Below are 17,643 nucleotides of genomic sequence, written 5' to 3'. Positions count from 1 at the left end.
AAAGGGGCACCCGATGAAGACCAACTCCGCCGCCACGCAGGTAGCCACGGCGACGCCCGCCACTGGGCCGTCCCGATTGCTGGCCTTCCGGAACGATGTCGAGGTTGTCCCGGAGGAGAAGGGGGTGAAGCTCGTCGGCGCGGCCGAAGTCGTGCGGACGACGCGGGCCGGTACCGCGCTCCGCACGGTCCTCCGAGCCCTCGCTGCCGGGCCGGTGGCGATCAGCGAGCTGACGGACACGCTCCGCACCGGCGACGGGAAGGGCGACGCCAGCGAGAACGACGAGATCCGGTTCGCCTCGTTGCTGAAGGGACATGCCCATCTGTTCGCGTGGTCCGTGGCTTGCGACGCAGCCCCGTTGGTCACGGTCGAGCCGATCAGCAGATGGAGCCGCTTCGACCTGCAGTTGCCGGATGACACCCTTCCCTTGCGGCTGTCCCGGTTCGCCTACGCGCGGCGCCAGGGCGACCAGTTGGTCGTGGAATCGCCGCTGTCGCTCTTCCGGGTGCGGCTGCAGTCACCGCTGGCACGAGAGGTGGTGTCGGCTCTGGGGGAGGTCACCTCGGTCGCAAGGCTCGCCGCTGGGCAGGAATCCGGTCTGGGACTCGAAGCCGTGCGCATGGTCGTGGGGCACCTCGTTGCCGCGGAGGTGGTCGATGTCGGCACGAAGTCCGGCGCCGATGGCGCCGGTGGGGAAGTCGGTGAGCACAAGGCCAGGTTCGCGGAAGACTGGGACGACGTTCTGCGCCAGTGGGCGTTCCATGATCTGCTGTTCCACGCACGGAGCCGCTTCGGACGACACGATGAGCCGTTCGGCGCCACGTTCTCCTTCATCGGCGACATCGAGCACGAACCTCCGGTGAAGCAGCGCCCCGTCGGTCCCACGACGCCGCTGTACCGCCCGGATCTGGACGACATCCTCACCCACGATCCTCGGTTCACCGCAGTCGTGGAGTCACGGCGATCCATCCGAGCCTACGACGAGCAGCCCATGACGGCGCGGCAACTCGGGGAATTCTTGTACCGGGTTCAGCGCGTGCGCGCGATCTATGGGCCGGACGAGCTATCGGGAGTTCCCTACCAAGGAGTGGACCGGCCCTATCCGACCGGCGGCGCCACAGGTGACCTCGATGTCTACGTCACCGTCAACCGGTGTGCGGACCTTCCTCGCGGGGTCTACTACTACGACTCCGCCGATCATCAGCTCGTTCTGATCGACAAAGAAGAGAAGGCGCTGCAGACGATGCTGGGGATGGCGTACCGGGCCTGCGCGGGCGCGGTCGTCCCGGACGTCCTTCTGACGATCACTGCCCGGTTCCAGCGCATGGCGTGGAAGTACAGCAACATCGCCTATGCGAGCACTCTCAAGCACGTCGGGGTTCTCTATCAGACGCTGTACCTGGTTGCCACGGCCATGCAGCTGGCTCCGTGCGGTCTGGGCTCCGGTGACATCCAGACGTCTGCCGACATCTTCGGTCTGGACTGGCGCCGCGAGTCCTCGGTCGGCGAATTCATGCTCGGCAGCCGTCCTCCCGAGTACGGCTCTGGCGGTGCGAGGAGGGTTGAGTTCGCTGGATGGCAGCACATGAACGATCCCCAGTGGGCGACCGAAGCCCTACGAGACGTCTGAATCGGCGACCGACGAGACGGACTTTTGCGCGGTGTACCAGGCGGCCACTTGTGCCCTGGAGGTGAATTCAAGCTCGGTGAGTATGTTGCTGATTTCGGCTCGTCAAGATGACACTGGACCGTCGAGAGTCAGGCCGGTGCCCGCTATGGAGCCGGCGAGGGTGTCGGGCCGGTACTGAAGTCGTTTGAGCCGGTACCAACGAGCGGCCTACTGCGCGGCACGTCGGATGTGCGCCACCAAGAGTGCTCTGCACTCTGAGATCCGGAAAGCGTAGAACTACGCGCATCTGTATGGTACTTGCGCCAGGCCGGCAATCGGCGTTCTACGGCGCTTGGGCGAGGTGGGCCATGGCCCAGGTGGCGGCTTGTGTGCGGGTGGAGACGCCGAGTTTGGCCAGGATGCGGTGGACGTGCCCTTGGGCGGTGCGGGGGGAGATCACCAGCTTGGCGGCGATTTCCTTGTCGGTCAGGCCGCGGGCGAGCAGTGTGACGACTTGTTGTTCCCGCCGGGTCAGGCGGGGCCCCGCGGGTTCGGCAGGTGGTGTGGCTGCCTGGGTGCGGGTGAGGGTGCGGCCGAGCGCGTTCGCAGCCGCCTGGCTCAGGCTCAGCTCTTCGCCCGCCCGTACGGCGGTGGCGTAGGCGGCGTCGCCCAGAGCGTGCCGCAGCCGCCCCTCGCAGGTGGTGTGATATCCCATCATGCGGCCCAAGCCGGGGATGGCGATCCCCACCGACCGCCAACGCGCTTGGGCGGCCCCGAGAAGGGTGGCGGCCGGTTCCCAGCGTTCTTCATTGGCCGTGGCCCAGGCCAGAACTTCCAGACATTGGGCAGCGCTCAACAGGTCGCGCGAGGTCTGGGCCAGGCGGAGGCCGTCATGAAGGAGGGTGATCGCGCGGGCGGCGTCCCCGTCGAGCCAGTGTTGCAGGCCCAGCAGCCACAGCGCGTAGGACCGCGACCAGCGGGCATCGTGGGCATCGCACAGAGCGAGGCAGTCCTCGGCTGACGCGCGGGCCTGGGAGCTGCCGGCCAGGCAGCGGGCCAGGGCGAGCAGGAACAGGGCGGTCCACTCGGTCCACACATCGCCCGTGGCGCGGTGGCGGCGCAGTGCCTCGTGCAGCAGGGAGGCGGCCGCCTCCAGGTCGTCTTCGAAGAGCGCCTGTAGACCGCTGAACTGTACCGTGTGCGCCACTGCTTCCGGGCTGCCGAGCTCTTCTGCGAGCGCGCGGCATTCGGCCAGCCGGACTCTGCCGGTGGTGGTTTCACCTCGCAGAAGCGCCAGCCATCCGTCGATCCACAGCGCCTTGGCCCTGGCCGGGCTCGGTCGGTGGTCCAACGCGAGGGCCTGGCAGAGCCAATGGCGTTGCTCCTCCAGGTTGCCCGTGCTCAGTACGTAGCTCCACAACGAGGTGAGCAGTTGCAGGCCGGCACGCGACTCGTCGGGTTGGCTCAGGCAGAAGTCCAAAGCCGCACGGATGTTGCCGTGCTCGCTGCACAACCGCCGGTACCAGGTGTCCTGGCGAGGACCGAACCAGTCGGCCTCCGCACGGGCTGCGAGTCGCCGATAGTAGTCCAGGTGGCCGCGGCGCAACGCGGTCTCCTCGCCCTCCTCCCGTAGATGTGCCCGCCCGTACTGTCGTATCGTCTCCAGCATGCGGTAACGCGCCGTGCCGTGATGTTCCTCCCGGGTCAGGATCGACTTGTCCACCAGCCCGGTGATCAGTTCCAGGACGTGGCCGTCGGCGTGCTCCTCAAGGCCGCAGACGGCTTCCGCCGCCTCCAGGTCGAAACCACCGCAGAACACCGAGAGTCGGTCCCATCCCTGCTGCTCGTCGGCCGTGCACAGCCCGTAGCTCCAGTCGATCGCCGCGCGAAGTGTCTGGTGGCGCTTCGGCGCGGCCCGGCTGCCCCGGTTCAGCAGCGCGAGATAGTCGTCGAGACGGTCGAGGATCTGCTGCGGGCACAGCACCCTCATCCGGGCCGCGGCCAGCTCGATCGCCAGCGGGATCCCGTCCAGCCGCCGGCAGATATGGGCGATGACGCGATGGTTGTCCTCATTGAGTGCGAAACAGCCGATCACCGCTGAGGCCCGGTCCACGAACAGTTGCACCGCCTCATAACGCGCCGTCGCCTCCACAGACAGCGGCTGGCCGGCATCGGGAGACCTCAGCGGCGGCACGGCCATCAGGCGCTCGCCCTCAACCGTCAGGGCCTGCCGGCTGGTCGCGAGCACCCGCAGGCCCGGCGCCACGGCCAGCAGCGTCCGGGTCAACGCCGCACAGTCGTCGAGGAGATGCTCGCAGTTGTCCAGCACCAGCAGCAGCCGCTGGTCCGCAAGGTGATCGGCCAGCACGGACTGCGGTGGCCGCCCTGCGCACTGATCGCGCCCCAACGCTGCCAGCACCGTCTGGGCGAGCAGAGCGCCGTCCCCAACCGCGCTCAGATCCACCACCCAGACCCCGCCGGGGAAGGAACGCCGCACCTCACCGGCGACCCTGAGGGCCAGCCGGGTCTTGCCGATACCGCCGGCGCCGGTCAACGTCAGCAGCCTCGTCCGAGCCAGTATCCGCCGGGCCTCAGCCACCTCGTGCCATCGCCCCACGAAGTTCGTCACCTCAGCCGGTACATACCCGCTACCGCGCTTAAAACCTGCCATGACCCCGTCCTGTCCCCCGGACTCTCCGTGCTCGATCACCAACGACGTGCATACGACCAGCCGCGCTGCCGCATCGGGGCGACGTTCGCGCTCTCCCCCGAGTCGCGAACCGGGCGTTGCTGCGCTGCAAGCGGCCTGGCGAGCCTTGGACGGCACCCTTCGTCGCCGCGGCTGGCCACTCCCATAACCACTCGGTCAGGCGATGAGGCGGAGGCGGCGGACGGCCAGGTAGAGCAGGAGCGCGGCCAGGGCGAGGAAGGCGACGGTTTCGATGGTCTGGAAGGCCCAGAAGCGATCGGCGGGCTGGTACTGGATCCAGTTCTTGAACGGCGCGGGGCCCAGACCCTGCTGGACAAGCTTGCTCTCGCACGATGCGGCTCCGGAGGAGGCGTGTGCGCCTCCAGGAGGGGCGGCGCAGGTGTATGTGGCGTCGACGAGTTTGCCGTTGGCGTTGATGACGCCCTGGGAGTAGATCCAGTCACCGGAGAAGGTGTTGAACTGCTGGTTGCGGGTGATGGAAACCTCAGTGTTTTGGGAGCCATGTAGCGGGGCCGGGCCAGGGTCTCGATAAGGATGCGCACGAGGGCGTATCCGGCGAGGGTGACGCCCATGGCGGGCAGGACCTTGCGGTAGACGGTTCCGGCGAAGATGCCCAGGGCCAGGGCGAACAGGGAGTAGCCGATCGGTGCGATTCCCTGTACGTCGAAGGTGGTGTAGGACAGGCGTCCGCCGCCGGCGGCGGCCAGGGGCGCGAACCACCAGGACACCCCGAGTGCGTAGACCACGGCGAGGACGATGGCGAAGGTGCCGACCAGGCCGAACGCGACCAGCGCCCAGCGCAGGCGGGTGACGCCCTGGGTCCATACCAGCCGGTGGGTGCCGTGCTCGACTTCGCGGGCGAACAGGGGGGCGCCGAAGAACATGCCGACCAGCAGCGGCAGGAAGATGAACAGGATGCCGACGTAGGTCAAGCCCTGGTACTGGTTATTGAACTTCTGGGCGAGGGAGGCGCAGGCGTCCATCGACGTCAGTGTGGAGGTGCCGAGCTTGTCCAGGCAGGCGGCCAGACCGGAGTCGGTGAACGTGCGGTGCATCGCCACTCCGGTGGGCACCGTGACCGCGGCCAACGCGGCCAGGGCCATGACGGTGAACAGGGCCTGCTTGCGGTGCTGGCGCCAGGTAAGCCAGATCATGCCGTCACTTCCCTACAGGTGGGGGCCGTGGGAGTGTCGGCGGCGGCGAGGTAGGCCAGGACGAGGTCTTCGAGGGTCACCTCGTGCTGCGCCCACGCCGGGTTCTCGAGGGGGCGCTCGATGCGCGCGAGCAGGGTGGACTGCCGGTCGGTGTGGCTGGCGCGGATGACCTGTGCGCCGCCGGGGAGGGCGCCGGATGCGGTGCGGGGGCCGACCAGGGTGCGGTGTTCGGCGAGCAGGTCGTCGACCGCGCCCGCGAGCTGGACGTGGCCGGTTCGCAGCACGATGAGGTAGTCGCAGACCCGCTCCAGGTCGGCCATCAGGTGAGAGGAGAGCAGGACGGTGGCACCGGTATCACCGACGGCGCCCATCAGGGTTTGGAGGAACTCGCGGCGGGCCAGGGGGTCCAAGGCGGCGACCGGCTCGTCGAGCAGCAGCAGACGGGGGCGTTTGGCCAGTGCCAGGGCGAGTGCGACTTGGGCGCGTTGCCCACCGGAGAGCTTGCCGACCGGCCTGTCGGCGGGGATGCCGAGCTGGGCGAGCCGGGCGCGGGCAAGCTCGGCGTCCCAGCTCTGGTTGAGCTTGCCGCCCATGGTGATCAGCTCGGTGGCGGTGAAGTCCCGGTACAGCGGGGTCTCCTGGGCCACGAACCCGATGTCGGTCAACACCGCGGTACGCGGGTCCTGGCCGAAGACGCGTACCTCTCCCTCGTCCGGCCGTAGCAGACCCACGGCCAGGTGCAGCAGCGTGGACTTGCCCGCACCGTTCGGGCCGACCAGCCCGGCAATCTGCCCGGCCGGCAGGTGCAGTGTGCATCCCCGCAGCGCCCAGGTGCGCCCGTAGCGTTTGCCGAGCGCGCCGGTTTCCAGTGCTATGCCTGTCATATGTGCTCCCGCGCTGTTCGCAGGGTGTCCGTCACCGCTGGACTGTCGAGGGCGGCCCGCACGGTGGTGTCGATCAGGGCTGTGATGTCCTCCGGAACGAGCCCGGCGACCTGAGCCCTGTGCAGCCAGGCCACCAGTTCCTCACGCAGCTCGGCCTGATTCGCCAGCGACGGGCCGGCGAGGGTGCGCACGAGGAAGGTGCCCACCCCCGGTCGGCCTTCGGCAAGGCCCTCGATCACCAGTACCCGGTAGGCCTTGAGGACCGTGTTCGGGTTGATCGCCAACGTCTGTGCCACGTCACGCACCTTGGGCAGCTGATCACCGGGCTGCGCCAGACCGACCCGCAGCGCCTGTTTGACCTGCAGCACCAGCTGCGTATAGGTGGCCACCTTTGAGCGGCCGTCGAGCACGAACTCGATCATCTCTCATCTCCTACTGTCCTAGGACAGTGGGAGAACTTTGTGTGGCATTGGCCAGCCTGTCAAGACCAACCGGCCTGCCCGCTGAGCGAGGGTTCGACCGAGGCCGCCTGCACCTTCGACCGCGAAGCGGCGCTCAGGCCACTGCTCGCACCGGCGCATCAGCCGGCCGAAGGTTCCCGCGTTGATGACGAAGCGCCGCTGGCCGATCTTGTGGCCTGCGGCGTCGACGGCGACAGCGGTGTGAGAGGGACTTGTGGGGGTCGATCCCGATGGTGATCAACCGCATCCTGACCCGGCACTCGAAGCGACAGAAGTGTGCTTGCTCGTGGGCGTGTGGGCACGGTCGAGGCCGGACGCTCGGGTCGGGTGCTCCAGGGTTTTTCGGGTCGTGGGTGGGCAGGGCGGTGCCGTGGTTCAGATTGCTGGCTGTGGCAGGGCCGCCAGGCGGGCGAATGCGCTGGTCAGCTCGTTTCGGCAGAGGAAGAGGTCGAACTACTGATCTTGCGCCACGAGGTCGCGACCCTGCTCCGGCAGGTTGCTGCCCCGATGCCGACATGGCCGGACCGGGCACTGCTCGCCGCCCTCGCTCGCCTCCTTCCGGACGCTGCGTGGCCATCAGATCGTCTCCCCGCGCACCCTGCTCGCCTGGCACCAGCGATGGGTCAAGAACAAGTGGACTCAGCCCCTGTCCCCGGGCCGACCTCCCCTGCCGGAGGAACCGCGCGAGTTGATCACGCGGCTCGGAACCGAAAATCCGCAGTGGGGATTCCGGCGCGTCCACGGTGAGCTCCGCCGCCTCGGGCACAAGGTCAGCCCGGCCACCGTCCGCCGCATCCTGCGCGCCGCTGGACTCAGACCCGCCCCACGCCGTCACCCCGCACGCGGCGAGTGGACAGCGTTCCTGAAGTCCCAGACCCACGGCCTCCTCGCCACCGACCTGTTCCACGTCGACACCCTCGCCATGCACCGCCAGTACGCCCTGTTCGTCATGGAGGTCCGCACCCGCACCGTGCACATCCTCGGCGTCACCGCTCACCCCACCGCCACCTGGACGACCCGGCAGGCCCGCCAGTTGCTCTGACAACTCGGCGACCGCGCAACCGAGTTCACCCACCTGGCCCGCGACCGGGACGCAAAGTACACAGCCGCCTTCGATGCCGCCTTCGCCAACGAGGGCATCACCGTAGCCAAGATCCCTCCGAGGAGTCCCAACCGCAACCCGCACGCCGAGCGGTTCGTGCGCTCCGTACGTGAAGAGCGCACCGACCGCCTGCTCATCTTCCACCGCGGACACGCCGAGAAGATCCTCCACGACTACACCCGGCACTTCAACGGCCACCGACCCCATCAGGGCCGAGATCAGCTCGCGCCGCTGGACGACTCAGACGTCATCCCCCTGCCGTCAACCCGGATCGAACACCGACAAGCCGTTGCCGGACTCGTCAACGAGTACCGCAGCGCCAGCCGACCACCCGACGAAACCCCAGCGCACCGGCTATGAGGCCATTCTGAAGCGGTACGGCCCCACTTCCCCAGCCAGCAAGAGCACATTCACACCCCACCGTGGAAGTGATGCGTTCTGACGCTACCAACCACTCCTCACTGCTTGGCACACTATTCTTCCTCCCTTGAGACCCCAACCGGATGTCTCCCTACGGCGCTGCAGAGCCGACTACGGCGCTCACGCCCTGGGAGTGCCCCGTCTGCCGCCCAGCGCAAAGGGGCTTTGCCCCGCCTTGGCGTGGTAGGCATCAGGCGACCGGAGAGCCCGAGTGATCACTGGCCTGCGAAGACGGCCGCCCGGCGTCGCCAACGTGGCCGACCCTCCCCCGTCGCATGGGGAGCACGAAGCCGCGCTCCCACCCCGGAAGGGGACCGGGGGGCCGTCAAGGGGTCCTTATGCCTCTCGATGGCGAGAGCATCCATACCGGCGGGGTGACCTCGGCGCCCTACGGTTGACGACGGCGCGCGGCGGCGCCGTACCGCGCGACAGGTCGACCGGATCGGGTGACGGACAAACCGGACGGGGTTGACCCGTCTGCGAGTTGGGAGCACGAGGGCTCCCAGAGGGCTCCCCATCGCTCCCAGTCCGGGAACGACAAAGGCCGCTTCCGCTACCCGCGAAAACGGCCTCCGACCTGCGAAAACGCTGGTCGGGACGACAGGATTTGAACCTGCGACCCCTTGACCCCCAGTCAAGTGCCCATTGTGATATATCCTGACATCCGCGACTAAGGAGTCGCGGATTCCGTGTGCCAGTAGGGGCGTTGTTCAGGTGCGCGCATGCCGTGTGGTCCCAAACTGGTCCCAAGGGAGTCAAGGCATTTCGTGCAGTTCTGTCCTCATTTACAGCGTCCCTCGGTCGTGCGCGATACACAAGCCAGGGGCCTCAGCTTGTTGGTCCCCACACCACGCAGGCGCCCGCCGTCCGCCGAGGCGTTCAGTTCTGCGGAAGCGGACCAGCGTCGAAGACATCGAGAAGACCCAAAATGAGGTTCAGGCTGGTTGCCACCCTGTGCCGTTCAGAAACCCGTCGCGGCTGTTCGGGCCGCATACCTGTACTCGTTGATCAGGCCGCCGAGGACCCGAGTCTGGAGTAGTCGTCGCGGAGTGCTCGAGTCGGTCAACGCTGCGACCTGACGGTCGCAAAGGGGCGGACGTTGCCCTCGGGCCTGATGGGGGCGATGGCCGTTGTAGTGCCGGGCGTAGACGTCGAGGACGTGCCGAGCATGGGTCTCGTTCCAGATCAGCACGTGATCGAGGAGTTCACGCCGCAGCGTCCCGATCGCCCTCTCGCAGTGCGCGTTCATCCGCGGGGACCGCGGGGCGGTCCGGATGGTTTCGATGCCCTCAGCTTCGAAGACCGCGTCGAAAGACTTGGTGTATTTGCCGTCCCGGTCGCGGACCACAAAGCGCAGCGACTCGAGGCACACGCCCACCTCAAGAGCTAGGGCCTGCTGGGCCGTCCGCTGCGCGGTCGGATGAGCGGTGACGCCAGCGATGTGGAGGCGGCGCGTGCCGTGCTCGAGGAAGACCAGCGCGTAGATGCGGCGAAGATCCACCAGATCGATGTGCAGGAAGTCGCAGGCAATGATGGCCTCGGCCTGGGATGTCAGGAAGTCGCGCCAAGTCGGCCCGCCGCGGCGGGGAGCCGGGTCGACACCGGCTGCCGTCAAGATCTTCCCAGACCACTGTGGGGCCCGGAGACGGCCCCGCTTACCCTGATCTGGCCGTTTTTCTTCGATGGCGTGTTCGGTAAGCGATGTGACAGGAGTACGCGATGGCCACCTCCACCGATGTGGGGACCCGTCCGGAGGGCCATGCGGGAGGTCGTCTGCGGACCTGGCTGCTGGAGGGCCTGGCCGACATGGCCAAGCAGCAGCCGGGACCGCACGCCCAGGTGCCGCAGGGGCACCGTGGGCAGCGATGGTGGCGGGTGATGTGTCTGACCGGAGTGGACTACTTCTCCACCCTCGGTTACCAGCCAGGTATCGCCGCCCTCGCCGCCGGGCTCCTGTCCCCCATCGCCACCATCGTGCTGGTGGCCGTGACGCTGGCCGGCGCCCTGCCCGTATACCGGCGGGTGGCGCAGGAGAGCCCGCACGGCGAGGGGTCGATCTCCATGCTGGAGCGGCTGCTCACCTTCTGGAAGGGCAAGCTCTTCGTCCTGACACTCCTGGCGTTCGCGGCCACCGACTTCCTGATCACCATCACCCTCTCGGCAGCCGATGCCTCCACCCACCTGGTGGAGAACCCCCACTTCACCGGCACCCTGCACGGCCACGAGGTCGCCATCACCCTCGGCCTGGTCGCCCTGCTCGGCGCCGTCTTCCTCAAGGGCTTCATGGAGGCCATCGGGGTGGCCGTGGTCCTCGTGGGCGTCTACCTCGCACTGAACGCCGTCGTCGTGGTCGTCGGCCTGTGGCATGTGATCACGGCTTCTCACGTGGTCACCGACTGGTCGCAGGCGCTGACCGCCGAACACGGCAACCCCGTGGTCATGATCGGGCTGGCACTGGTGATGTTCCCCAAGCTGGCGCTCGGCTTGTCCGGGTTCGAGACCGGCGTGGCGGTCATGCCCCACGTCGAGGGCAGTCCTGGTGACACCGAGGAGCGACCCACCGGACGGATCCGGGACACCAAGAAGCTGCTCACCACCGCCGCCGTGATCATGAGCGCTTTCCTGATCTGCACCAGCTTCATCACCACCCTGCTCATCCCCCAGGACGAGTTCAAGTCCGGCGGCGACGCCAACGGGCGTGCCCTGGCTTATCTCGCCCACCACTACCTGGGCTCGGTGTTCGGCAGCATCTACGACGCCGCGACCATCGGAATCCTGTGGTTCGCGGGCGCCTCGGCCATGGCCGGACTGCTCAATCTGATGCCGCGCTATCTGCCCCGCTACGGCATGGCCCCGCACTGGGCCCGCGCGGTACGTCCGATGGTCCTCGTCTTCACGCTGATCGGCTTCCTGGTCACCTGGCTCTTCGACGCCGACGTGGACGCCCAGGGCGGCGCCTACGCCACCGGCGTGCTGGTCCTCATGACCTCCGCCGCGGTCGCCGTCACCATCGCCGCCCGCCGCGCCCGGCAGCGCGGCTGGACCCTCGCCTTCGGCACCATCTCCGTGGTCTTCGGCTACACCACCGCGGTCAACGTCGTGGAGCGGCCCGACGGTGTGAAGATCGGCGCCTGCTTCATCGCCGGCATCATCGCGGTGTCCCTGTTGTCCCGGCTCGCCCGCGCCTTCGAGCTACGAGTCACCGACATGCAGCTGGACGCCATGGCCGAACGCTTCGTCCGCGACACCGCCACCCGTCGCATACGGTTCATCGCCAACGAGCCCGACCGCCGGGACATGGCCGAGTACCGTGACAAGATCCACCAGATACGCGCCGACAATGATGTTCCGGACCACGAGGACTTCATCTTCGTCGAGGTGACCGTCCGCGACCCCTCCGACTTCGAAACGGCGGTACGAGTGCACGGCGAGGTACTGCACGGCCGCTACCGCGTACTGACCCTCGACGGCTCCAGTATCCCCAACTCGCTGGCCGCCCTGTTGCTGCACGTCCGGGACGAGACCGGGTGCAGGCCGCATATCTACTTCGAGTGGACCGAGGGCAGCCCCTTCGCCCACTTTCTGCGGTTCTTCCTGTTCGGCCAGGGAGAGGTTGCCCCCGTCACCCGCGAAGTCCTCCGCGAGGCCGAACCCGACCGGGCCCGCCGCCCTCACGTCCACGTCGGCTGACCGCCAGGATCCCGTCAAGGACGAGCGCAACGGCGTAAGAGGGGTGTCAGGGCCGAGTCCGTCCGCCACACGCTCCGCCTAACGTGAGCGCTATGGAACGGCTGACGGGCCGGTTCGCCACGACGCCCGGGGACCGCCGCTGGCGTACGGACGCACGGTGTGCGGTGTGCCTCGCGCTGGCCTTTGCCGGGATGACGACCCTGCTCGACTGGGCTTCGGGCGGGCTAACCGTGGAGCGGGCCGATCTCTGGTCCCTGCTCGCGGTGCTGGTGTTCACCGTACTGCGGCCGCCGCGCGTGACCGCGGGCGACGGGTGGCTGACGGTACGGGGATTCCTCCGCGTCCGCCGGGTGCGCACCGACGCCCTGGCCGTGGTGCGGCAGGACGGCCGGATTGCCACCCGTCTCCTCCTGCGGGACACGTACGGCCACTTTGTGGCAATCGACCCCCGCATCCTGACCGCCAATCCGCTGCTGTGGCACGAGCTGGATACCGGAGCCCGGCACTCTCTCGCGCACGGCACCCTGCGGCAGGGGGCCGACGTCCTGCGTCAGCTGCGCGAACGCATCGACGGTGGAACCGCGCGGGCGATCCTCGGGGCGTCCGGCCTGGAGTAGGCGCCCGGTGCCCCAAGCACCCCAGAGGGCAGCCAACGGCATCTGACGTCGGGGAGGTGGTGGGGGGATGTTGGCTATGAACAACACTCCGCGGCACGACGGCCGGCCACCACACAGCGTGCCGCCGGGTCCCGCGTCCTGTTCTTCCCGTCACACGGAAAGACCGCCAACGGAAGCCGTCCGCTCACCGGAAGTGGCAGTGGCAGGAAGAGCGGCCGCTCCCGAACGCCGAGGGGCCCCGTCAAGGACTCGTAAGGGCACGTCAGAAGCGCGTCAGGGACAAGGCGTCGGGCTTGCCTCGGCTCCGCGACACGGCTTCCATGGATGGTGTGAACAGCGCTTGGCTCCACCTCGACCGGCCGCCGAGTCCCGCTCGGCCGCCCGGCCGTGAGCCGCGCCGTGCGGAAGCACCCGCGTCCGTGTCCCGCTGACGCGCTGCCCGCACCCACCCGCGGGGCGCCGTGACCGACCTCCGGCGCTCCGCCTCCTCCCACTTCGCACGCCCGCCGCCCCGCACCGGGGCGAAGCCGCGTGCCCGCACCCCCGGATGTGACCATGTCTGACACCGTCGTACCCACCCTCGCCTCCCGCACCGTCCTCGTCACCGGAGCCACCTCCGGCATCGGGTACGAGACCGCCCGGCAGCTCGCAGAGAGCGGCGCCACCGTGCTGCTGCACGGCCGCACCGCCGAGGACGCGCGGGCCGCCGCGGACCGGCTCATCGCCACCGCGGGCATCGACGCGGCCCGACTGTGCACCTACGCGGCCGACTTCAGCCGCCTCGACGAGGTCGAGACGTTCGCCCGCAGGGTGACCGGTGACCACCCCCACCTGGATGTCCTGGTCAACAACGCGGGTATGGCCGCCCCCGAGCGGCACACCATCACCGCAGACGGCAACGAGATCACCTTCCAGGTCAACTTCCTCGCCCCCTACCTGCTGACCTGTCTGCTGGAACCGGCGCTGACCAGCGATCCCGGGGGCCGCGTCGTCAACGTCTCCTCCTCCCTGCACCGCACGGCCTCCATCCAATGGTCCGACCCCAACCGCACCCGCCGCTACTCCCGTCTCGCCGCCTACGCCCAGTCCCAACTGGCCCTCACCGTGTTCGCGGCCGACGCGCGGGTCACCGCTGTCTCCGTGCACCCGGGCGTCTGCGACACGGCCCTCCTTCCGCTGTACGCGTCCGAGGGCGCCACGCCGGACGAGGGCGCGGCACACGTCGTCCGGCTGTGCGACCCGGCCGTCGACATCGCCAACGGCGCCTACTACGACCGCGACCAGCCCGTCGGCCCGGCTCCGGCAGCGACCGAGGACCGGACCATCAGGCGCCTGAACAAGCTGGCCGACCTGCTCGTCGGCCGCGCCGCCTGAGCCACGGAGCAAGGGAGTCAGCACGGATGTCGAAGCGCGCCCGGAAGAAGAAGGCCCGCCGCAAGAAGAAGGCCAACCACGGCCGCAGGGCCGGCCACAGCTGACACCCCCGGTTGGGCAAGGGGCAGGTGAGCGAGGACTGCCCCCGTACCCGCGTCGGCACCACCATCGCTGAGGGACGACCGCTGAGGCGCGCCGCCCCGCATCCCCGTTCGCCCTGGACAGACCTCCTCAACCACTGGACCGGCCGGAAACGGAGACCCAGTTGATCGAACTCGCCCCGCATCACCTGCCCGCCCTCTCCCACTGGTTCCCCGCGGACGCCTCCGGCCCGGCGCTCGTCGGCGAGCATGTGCTCGCCACCGGCGTGGGCCGCTGGTGGGCCGACCGCTCCCGTCAGCCCCGCGTTCTCGCTGCTTCCTGCGCCGGCCACGTCGTCCTGCGCGGCGCCCCCGAGACCCTCGATCCGGAAACCCTGGCGCCGCTGGCCGGAACGCGTATCCACGCACCCGTCGGCTTCCTCCCCGCTCTCGGTACCGCGTTCGACCGGCTCACCCCGTGGGAACGGATGGTGTGGACGTATCAGGCCGGGCCCCAGCCATGCGCCACGCCGCGCGGCATCACCGTCCGCCGCCTGGAACCAGCGGACACCGATGCCCTGGAAGCCCTTGGGCCCGACGCCACCTGGATCACCGCCAGTTGGGGCGGTTCCCTCGGCCTCGCTTGCTCCGGCCACGCCTGGGCTGCCGTCGACCGGCACCGCCGGGTGCTGGCGATCGCGTGCACCTACTTCCGTGGTACCTGCTACGAGGACGTGGCCGTCTACACCGCCCCTGATCACCGCCACCACCGCCTCGCACTGGCCTGCGTCACCGCCCTGTGCGCGGACATCGCCGCCCGGGGGCACACCCCCAGCTGGAACTGCTCCGTCCATAACCGCGCCAGCCGTCTCCTGGCCTGGACCGCTGGTTTCCGCCTGGTCCGCGAGTACGTGCAGTACTCCGTCGGACGTCCGGTATCCCCATCCGCCCGGCTCGGCGCATAGCCCTAAGCGGGGCGGCGCATAGCCCTAAGCGGGGCGCGGTGTCGTAGGCCCGGTTCCGGCGACGATCAGTCCCCTGGCAGAGCTCAGCCGGTCGCGGCAGTGTTGACGCGACCCTGACGCAGTCTCAGGTTTCCCTGACGGATGATTGACGTCGTGCGGGACGTCTCCGTATGGGAGCCGCAAACATCCTGCCGGACAGGCGGATTCGGGCCTCAGAAGTGGATATGTTCCTGCTGGCCGCGCGAGGAGGGCCGCAGGCGTCAGTGCCCCCTCCGGCTCCGGAGTCCACTGTCCGATCCGGATCGCGGCGGCCCGGTACCCGTGCGATGGACCGGCACCGGCGCACGGGAGCCTTGGTCGTCGTCCTGTCGCCGACGACCGTGCACCGCCGTGCCACCGTCCCCGTCAGCTCACGAAGGTCGTCATGTCCACCACCGCGCCCGAGCAGGCCCCGCCGTCCCGTCTCCAGCACCGGCCGACGGAGAACGCCAGACGCCGCGGTGCCAGCGGGCTGTTCGAACCCGCCCAGTTCGTGAGGTCCTTCCCCGAGGCTCTGCGCAAACTGCACCCGCGGGTCCTGGCGCGCAACCCGGTGCTGTTCGTGGTCAGTGTCGGCGCCGTCCTGACCACGCTCTCGGCACTCCTCCATCCGGCCGTCTTCACCTGGGTCATCAGCCTCTGGCTGTGGCTCACTGTGGTCTTCGCCAATCTCGCCGAGGCCGTGGCCGAGGGCCGCGGCAAGGCCCAGGCCGAGTCGCTGCGCAGGGCGCGCACGGACACCGTGACACTGCGGCTGCTCGACTGGCGCTACGGCACGAACCCGCGCACGGCCCGCGGCGAGACCGTCGCCGCGAGCGAACTGAAGCCGCTGGATGTGGTGTTGGTCGAGGCGGGCGAGATGATCCCGGGGGACGGTGACGTCGTCGACGGCGTGGCGGCGGTCGACGAGTCGGCGGTGACCGGCGAGTCCGCGCCCGTCATCCGGGAGGCGGGCGGCGACCGCAACGGTGTCACAGGGGGTACGACGGTCCTGTCCGACCGGATCGTCGTACGGATCAGCGCCCGCCCCGGCCACAGTTTCCTGGACCGGATGATCGCCCTGGTCGAGGGCGCCTCCCGGCAGAAGACCCCGAACGAGATCGCGCTGAACATCCTTCTGGCGGCGCTCACCCTCGTGTTCATCCTGGTCGTGGTCACGCTCCAGCCCATGGCCTCGTACGCGGACGCCGCCCAGTCCACGACCGTGCTGGTCGCACTCCTGATCACGCTCATTCCGACGACGATCGGCGCCCTGCTGTCCGCGATCGGCATCGCGGGCATGGACCGCCTCGTCCAGCGCAACGTCCTGGCGATGTCCGGCCGCGCGGTCGAGGCCGCGGGCGACGTGAACACGCTGCTGCTCGACAAGACCGGCACGATCACCCTCGGCAACCGCGAGGCCAGCGCGTTCGTCGCACTGCCCGGTATCGACGAGCGGCAGCTCGCAGAGGCGGCCCAGCTGTCGTCGCTGGCCGACGAGACGCCCGAGGGCCGCTCGGTCGTCGTCCTGGCCAAGAACCGGTACGGCCTGTGGGCCCCCGCCCAGGGCGAGTTGAGCAACGCCCGCTGGGTGGCGTTCAGCGCGCGGACCCGGATGAGCGGCGTCGACCTGCGCTGGGACAACGGAGCCGGGTGCGTCATCCGCAAAGGTGCCGCGCAGCAAGTGATCGAGTGGGTCAGGATGTGCGGTGGCCACGTCCCGTCCGAGGCACGGAACTTCGCCGACGCGGTGGCCGCCTCGGGCGGCACCCCGCTGCTGGTGGCCGTGCACAACTGGCACGGCCCGCGCGTCCTCGGTCTGATCCACCTCAAGGACGTGGTCAAGGAGGGCATCCACGAACGGTTCGCCGAACTGCGCCGCATGGGCATCCGCACGGTCATGATCACCGGCGACAACCCGCTCACCGCCCGCGCCATCGCCCAAGAGGCGGACGTCGACGACTACTTGGCCGAGGCCACCCCCGAGGACAAGCTCGCCCTGATCAAACGGGAGCAGGCCGACGGCAAGCTCGTCGCGATGACCGGGGACGGCACCAACGACGCCCCGGCGCTCGCACAGGCGGACGTCGGCGTGGCGATGAACACGGGCACGTCGGCCGCCAAGGAGGCCGGCAACATGGTCGACCTCGATTCCAACCCGACCAAGCTCATCGAGATCGTCGAGATCGGCAAGCAACTCCTCATCACACGAGGAGCGTTGACGACGTTCTCGATCACCAATGACGTCGCCAAGTACTTCGCGATCATCCCGGCGATGTTCGCGAGCGCGTACCCCGGCCTGGGGTCACTGAACATCATGGGTTTGCACAGTCCGACCTCCGCGATCACCTCGGCGATCATCTTCAACGCGCTGATCATCGTGGCGCTGATCCCCCTGGCGCTTCGGGGCGTGCGCTACACGCCTTCGTCGGCCCACGATCTGCTGCGGCGCAATCTGCTGCGCTACGGCCTGGGCGGCCTGGTGCTGCCCTTCCTGGGTATCAAACTGATCGACCTGCTGATCTCCGGGGTGCCCGGCCTGGGCTGAGCCGCGCCCGC

General features: G+C 68.8%; 14 protein-coding genes, 1 tRNA gene and 1 pseudogene. 9 read left to right on the top strand and 7 right to left on the bottom strand.

Annotation, left to right across the window (positions count from 1 at the left end; genetic code table 11):
* The first annotated feature begins 13 nt into the window (after positions 1-13).
* Positions 14-1,630, top strand: a complete 1,617-nt coding sequence (locus AC4BEG_RS28800) for a SagB/ThcOx family dehydrogenase (RefSeq protein WP_490702635.1) — start codon at positions 14-16, stop codon at positions 1,628-1,630.
* 102 nt (positions 1,631-1,732) lie between these two features.
* Here the strand turns inward: AC4BEG_RS28800 and AC4BEG_RS28795 are convergent.
* The 5 genes and pseudogenes from AC4BEG_RS28795 to AC4BEG_RS28775 form a co-directional block, all read right to left on the bottom strand.
* A pseudogene (locus AC4BEG_RS28795) lies at positions 1,733-1,822 on the bottom strand (transposase); the annotation flags it as partial.
* Positions 1,823-1,952: 130 nt separating this feature from the next.
* Entirely contained in the window at positions 1,953-4,319 is a 2,367-nt protein-coding gene (locus AC4BEG_RS28790) for an ATP-binding protein (protein ID WP_490702634.1), read from the bottom strand.
* Complete coding sequence (locus tag AC4BEG_RS28785; protein ID WP_490702633.1) at positions 4,316-5,473, bottom strand: ABC transporter permease; 1,158 nt, start codon at positions 5,471-5,473, stop codon at positions 4,316-4,318. The genes AC4BEG_RS28790 and AC4BEG_RS28785 overlap by 4 nt, the downstream gene beginning before the upstream one ends.
* Complete coding sequence (locus tag AC4BEG_RS28780) at positions 5,470-6,357, bottom strand: ABC transporter ATP-binding protein (RefSeq protein WP_490702632.1); 888 nt, start codon at positions 6,355-6,357, stop codon at positions 5,470-5,472. Before AC4BEG_RS28780 ends, AC4BEG_RS28785 begins: the two co-directional genes overlap by 4 nt.
* A complete protein-coding gene (locus AC4BEG_RS28775) occupies positions 6,354-6,779 on the bottom strand; it encodes a GntR family transcriptional regulator (protein ID WP_490702631.1) in 426 nt (141 codons plus the stop codon). The genes AC4BEG_RS28780 and AC4BEG_RS28775 overlap by 4 nt, the downstream gene beginning before the upstream one ends.
* Before the next feature lie 535 nt (positions 6,780-7,314).
* Here AC4BEG_RS28775 and AC4BEG_RS28770 point away from each other — a divergent pair.
* On the top strand, positions 7,315-7,860 hold the full coding sequence (locus tag AC4BEG_RS28770) for an IS3 family transposase (RefSeq protein ID WP_490702630.1): 546 nt from the start codon (positions 7,315-7,317) through the stop codon (positions 7,858-7,860).
* A gap of 33 nt (positions 7,861-7,893) precedes the next feature.
* Positions 7,894-8,280: an integrase core domain-containing protein gene (locus AC4BEG_RS28765; RefSeq protein ID WP_490707239.1), complete on the top strand. Its 387-nt coding sequence runs from the start codon at positions 7,894-7,896 to the stop codon at positions 8,278-8,280.
* A 649-nt stretch (positions 8,281-8,929) separates the two neighbouring features.
* Here AC4BEG_RS28765 and AC4BEG_RS28760 read toward each other — a convergent pair.
* Positions 8,930-9,000: transfer RNA gene (locus AC4BEG_RS28760), tRNA-Leu, on the bottom strand.
* 301 nt (positions 9,001-9,301) lie between these two features.
* Positions 9,302-9,955: an integrase core domain-containing protein gene (locus AC4BEG_RS28755; RefSeq protein WP_490702629.1), complete on the bottom strand. Its 654-nt coding sequence runs from the start codon at positions 9,953-9,955 to the stop codon at positions 9,302-9,304.
* Between the two features lie 104 nt (positions 9,956-10,059).
* Between AC4BEG_RS28755 and AC4BEG_RS28750 the strand changes: the two genes are divergently transcribed.
* From AC4BEG_RS28750 to kdpB, 6 genes are all read left to right on the top strand, one after another.
* Positions 10,060-12,030 carry an APC family permease gene (locus tag AC4BEG_RS28750; RefSeq protein WP_490702628.1) on the top strand — a complete coding sequence of 657 codons (1,971 nt, stop codon included), beginning with the start codon at positions 10,060-10,062 and terminating at the stop codon, positions 12,028-12,030.
* A gap of 92 nt (positions 12,031-12,122) precedes the next feature.
* Positions 12,123-12,647 carry a hypothetical protein gene (locus tag AC4BEG_RS28745; protein ID WP_490702627.1) on the top strand — a complete coding sequence of 175 codons (525 nt, stop codon included), beginning with the start codon at positions 12,123-12,125 and terminating at the stop codon, positions 12,645-12,647.
* A 555-nt stretch (positions 12,648-13,202) separates the two neighbouring features.
* Positions 13,203-14,021 carry an SDR family NAD(P)-dependent oxidoreductase gene (locus AC4BEG_RS28740; protein WP_490702626.1) on the top strand — a complete coding sequence of 273 codons (819 nt, stop codon included), beginning with the start codon at positions 13,203-13,205 and terminating at the stop codon, positions 14,019-14,021.
* Between the two features lie 26 nt (positions 14,022-14,047).
* Complete coding sequence (locus AC4BEG_RS28735) at positions 14,048-14,125, top strand: 50S ribosomal protein bL37 (RefSeq protein ID WP_490707238.1); 78 nt, start codon at positions 14,048-14,050, stop codon at positions 14,123-14,125.
* 161 nt (positions 14,126-14,286) lie between these two features.
* Complete coding sequence (locus tag AC4BEG_RS28730; protein WP_490702625.1) at positions 14,287-15,066, top strand: GNAT family N-acetyltransferase; 780 nt, start codon at positions 14,287-14,289, stop codon at positions 15,064-15,066.
* A 424-nt stretch (positions 15,067-15,490) separates the two neighbouring features.
* Positions 15,491-17,632 (top strand): potassium-transporting ATPase subunit KdpB, encoded by a 2,142-nt coding sequence (kdpB, locus tag AC4BEG_RS28725; RefSeq protein ID WP_490702624.1) that lies wholly within the window; start codon positions 15,491-15,493, stop codon positions 17,630-17,632.
* Positions 17,633-17,643: the final 11 nt, after the last annotated feature.

Source organism: Streptomyces sp. JLBJ103 (genome assembly GCF_058215575.1).
The sequence above is the reverse complement of the archived record's forward strand: the minus strand, read 5'-3'. Positions and strand labels throughout refer to the sequence as shown.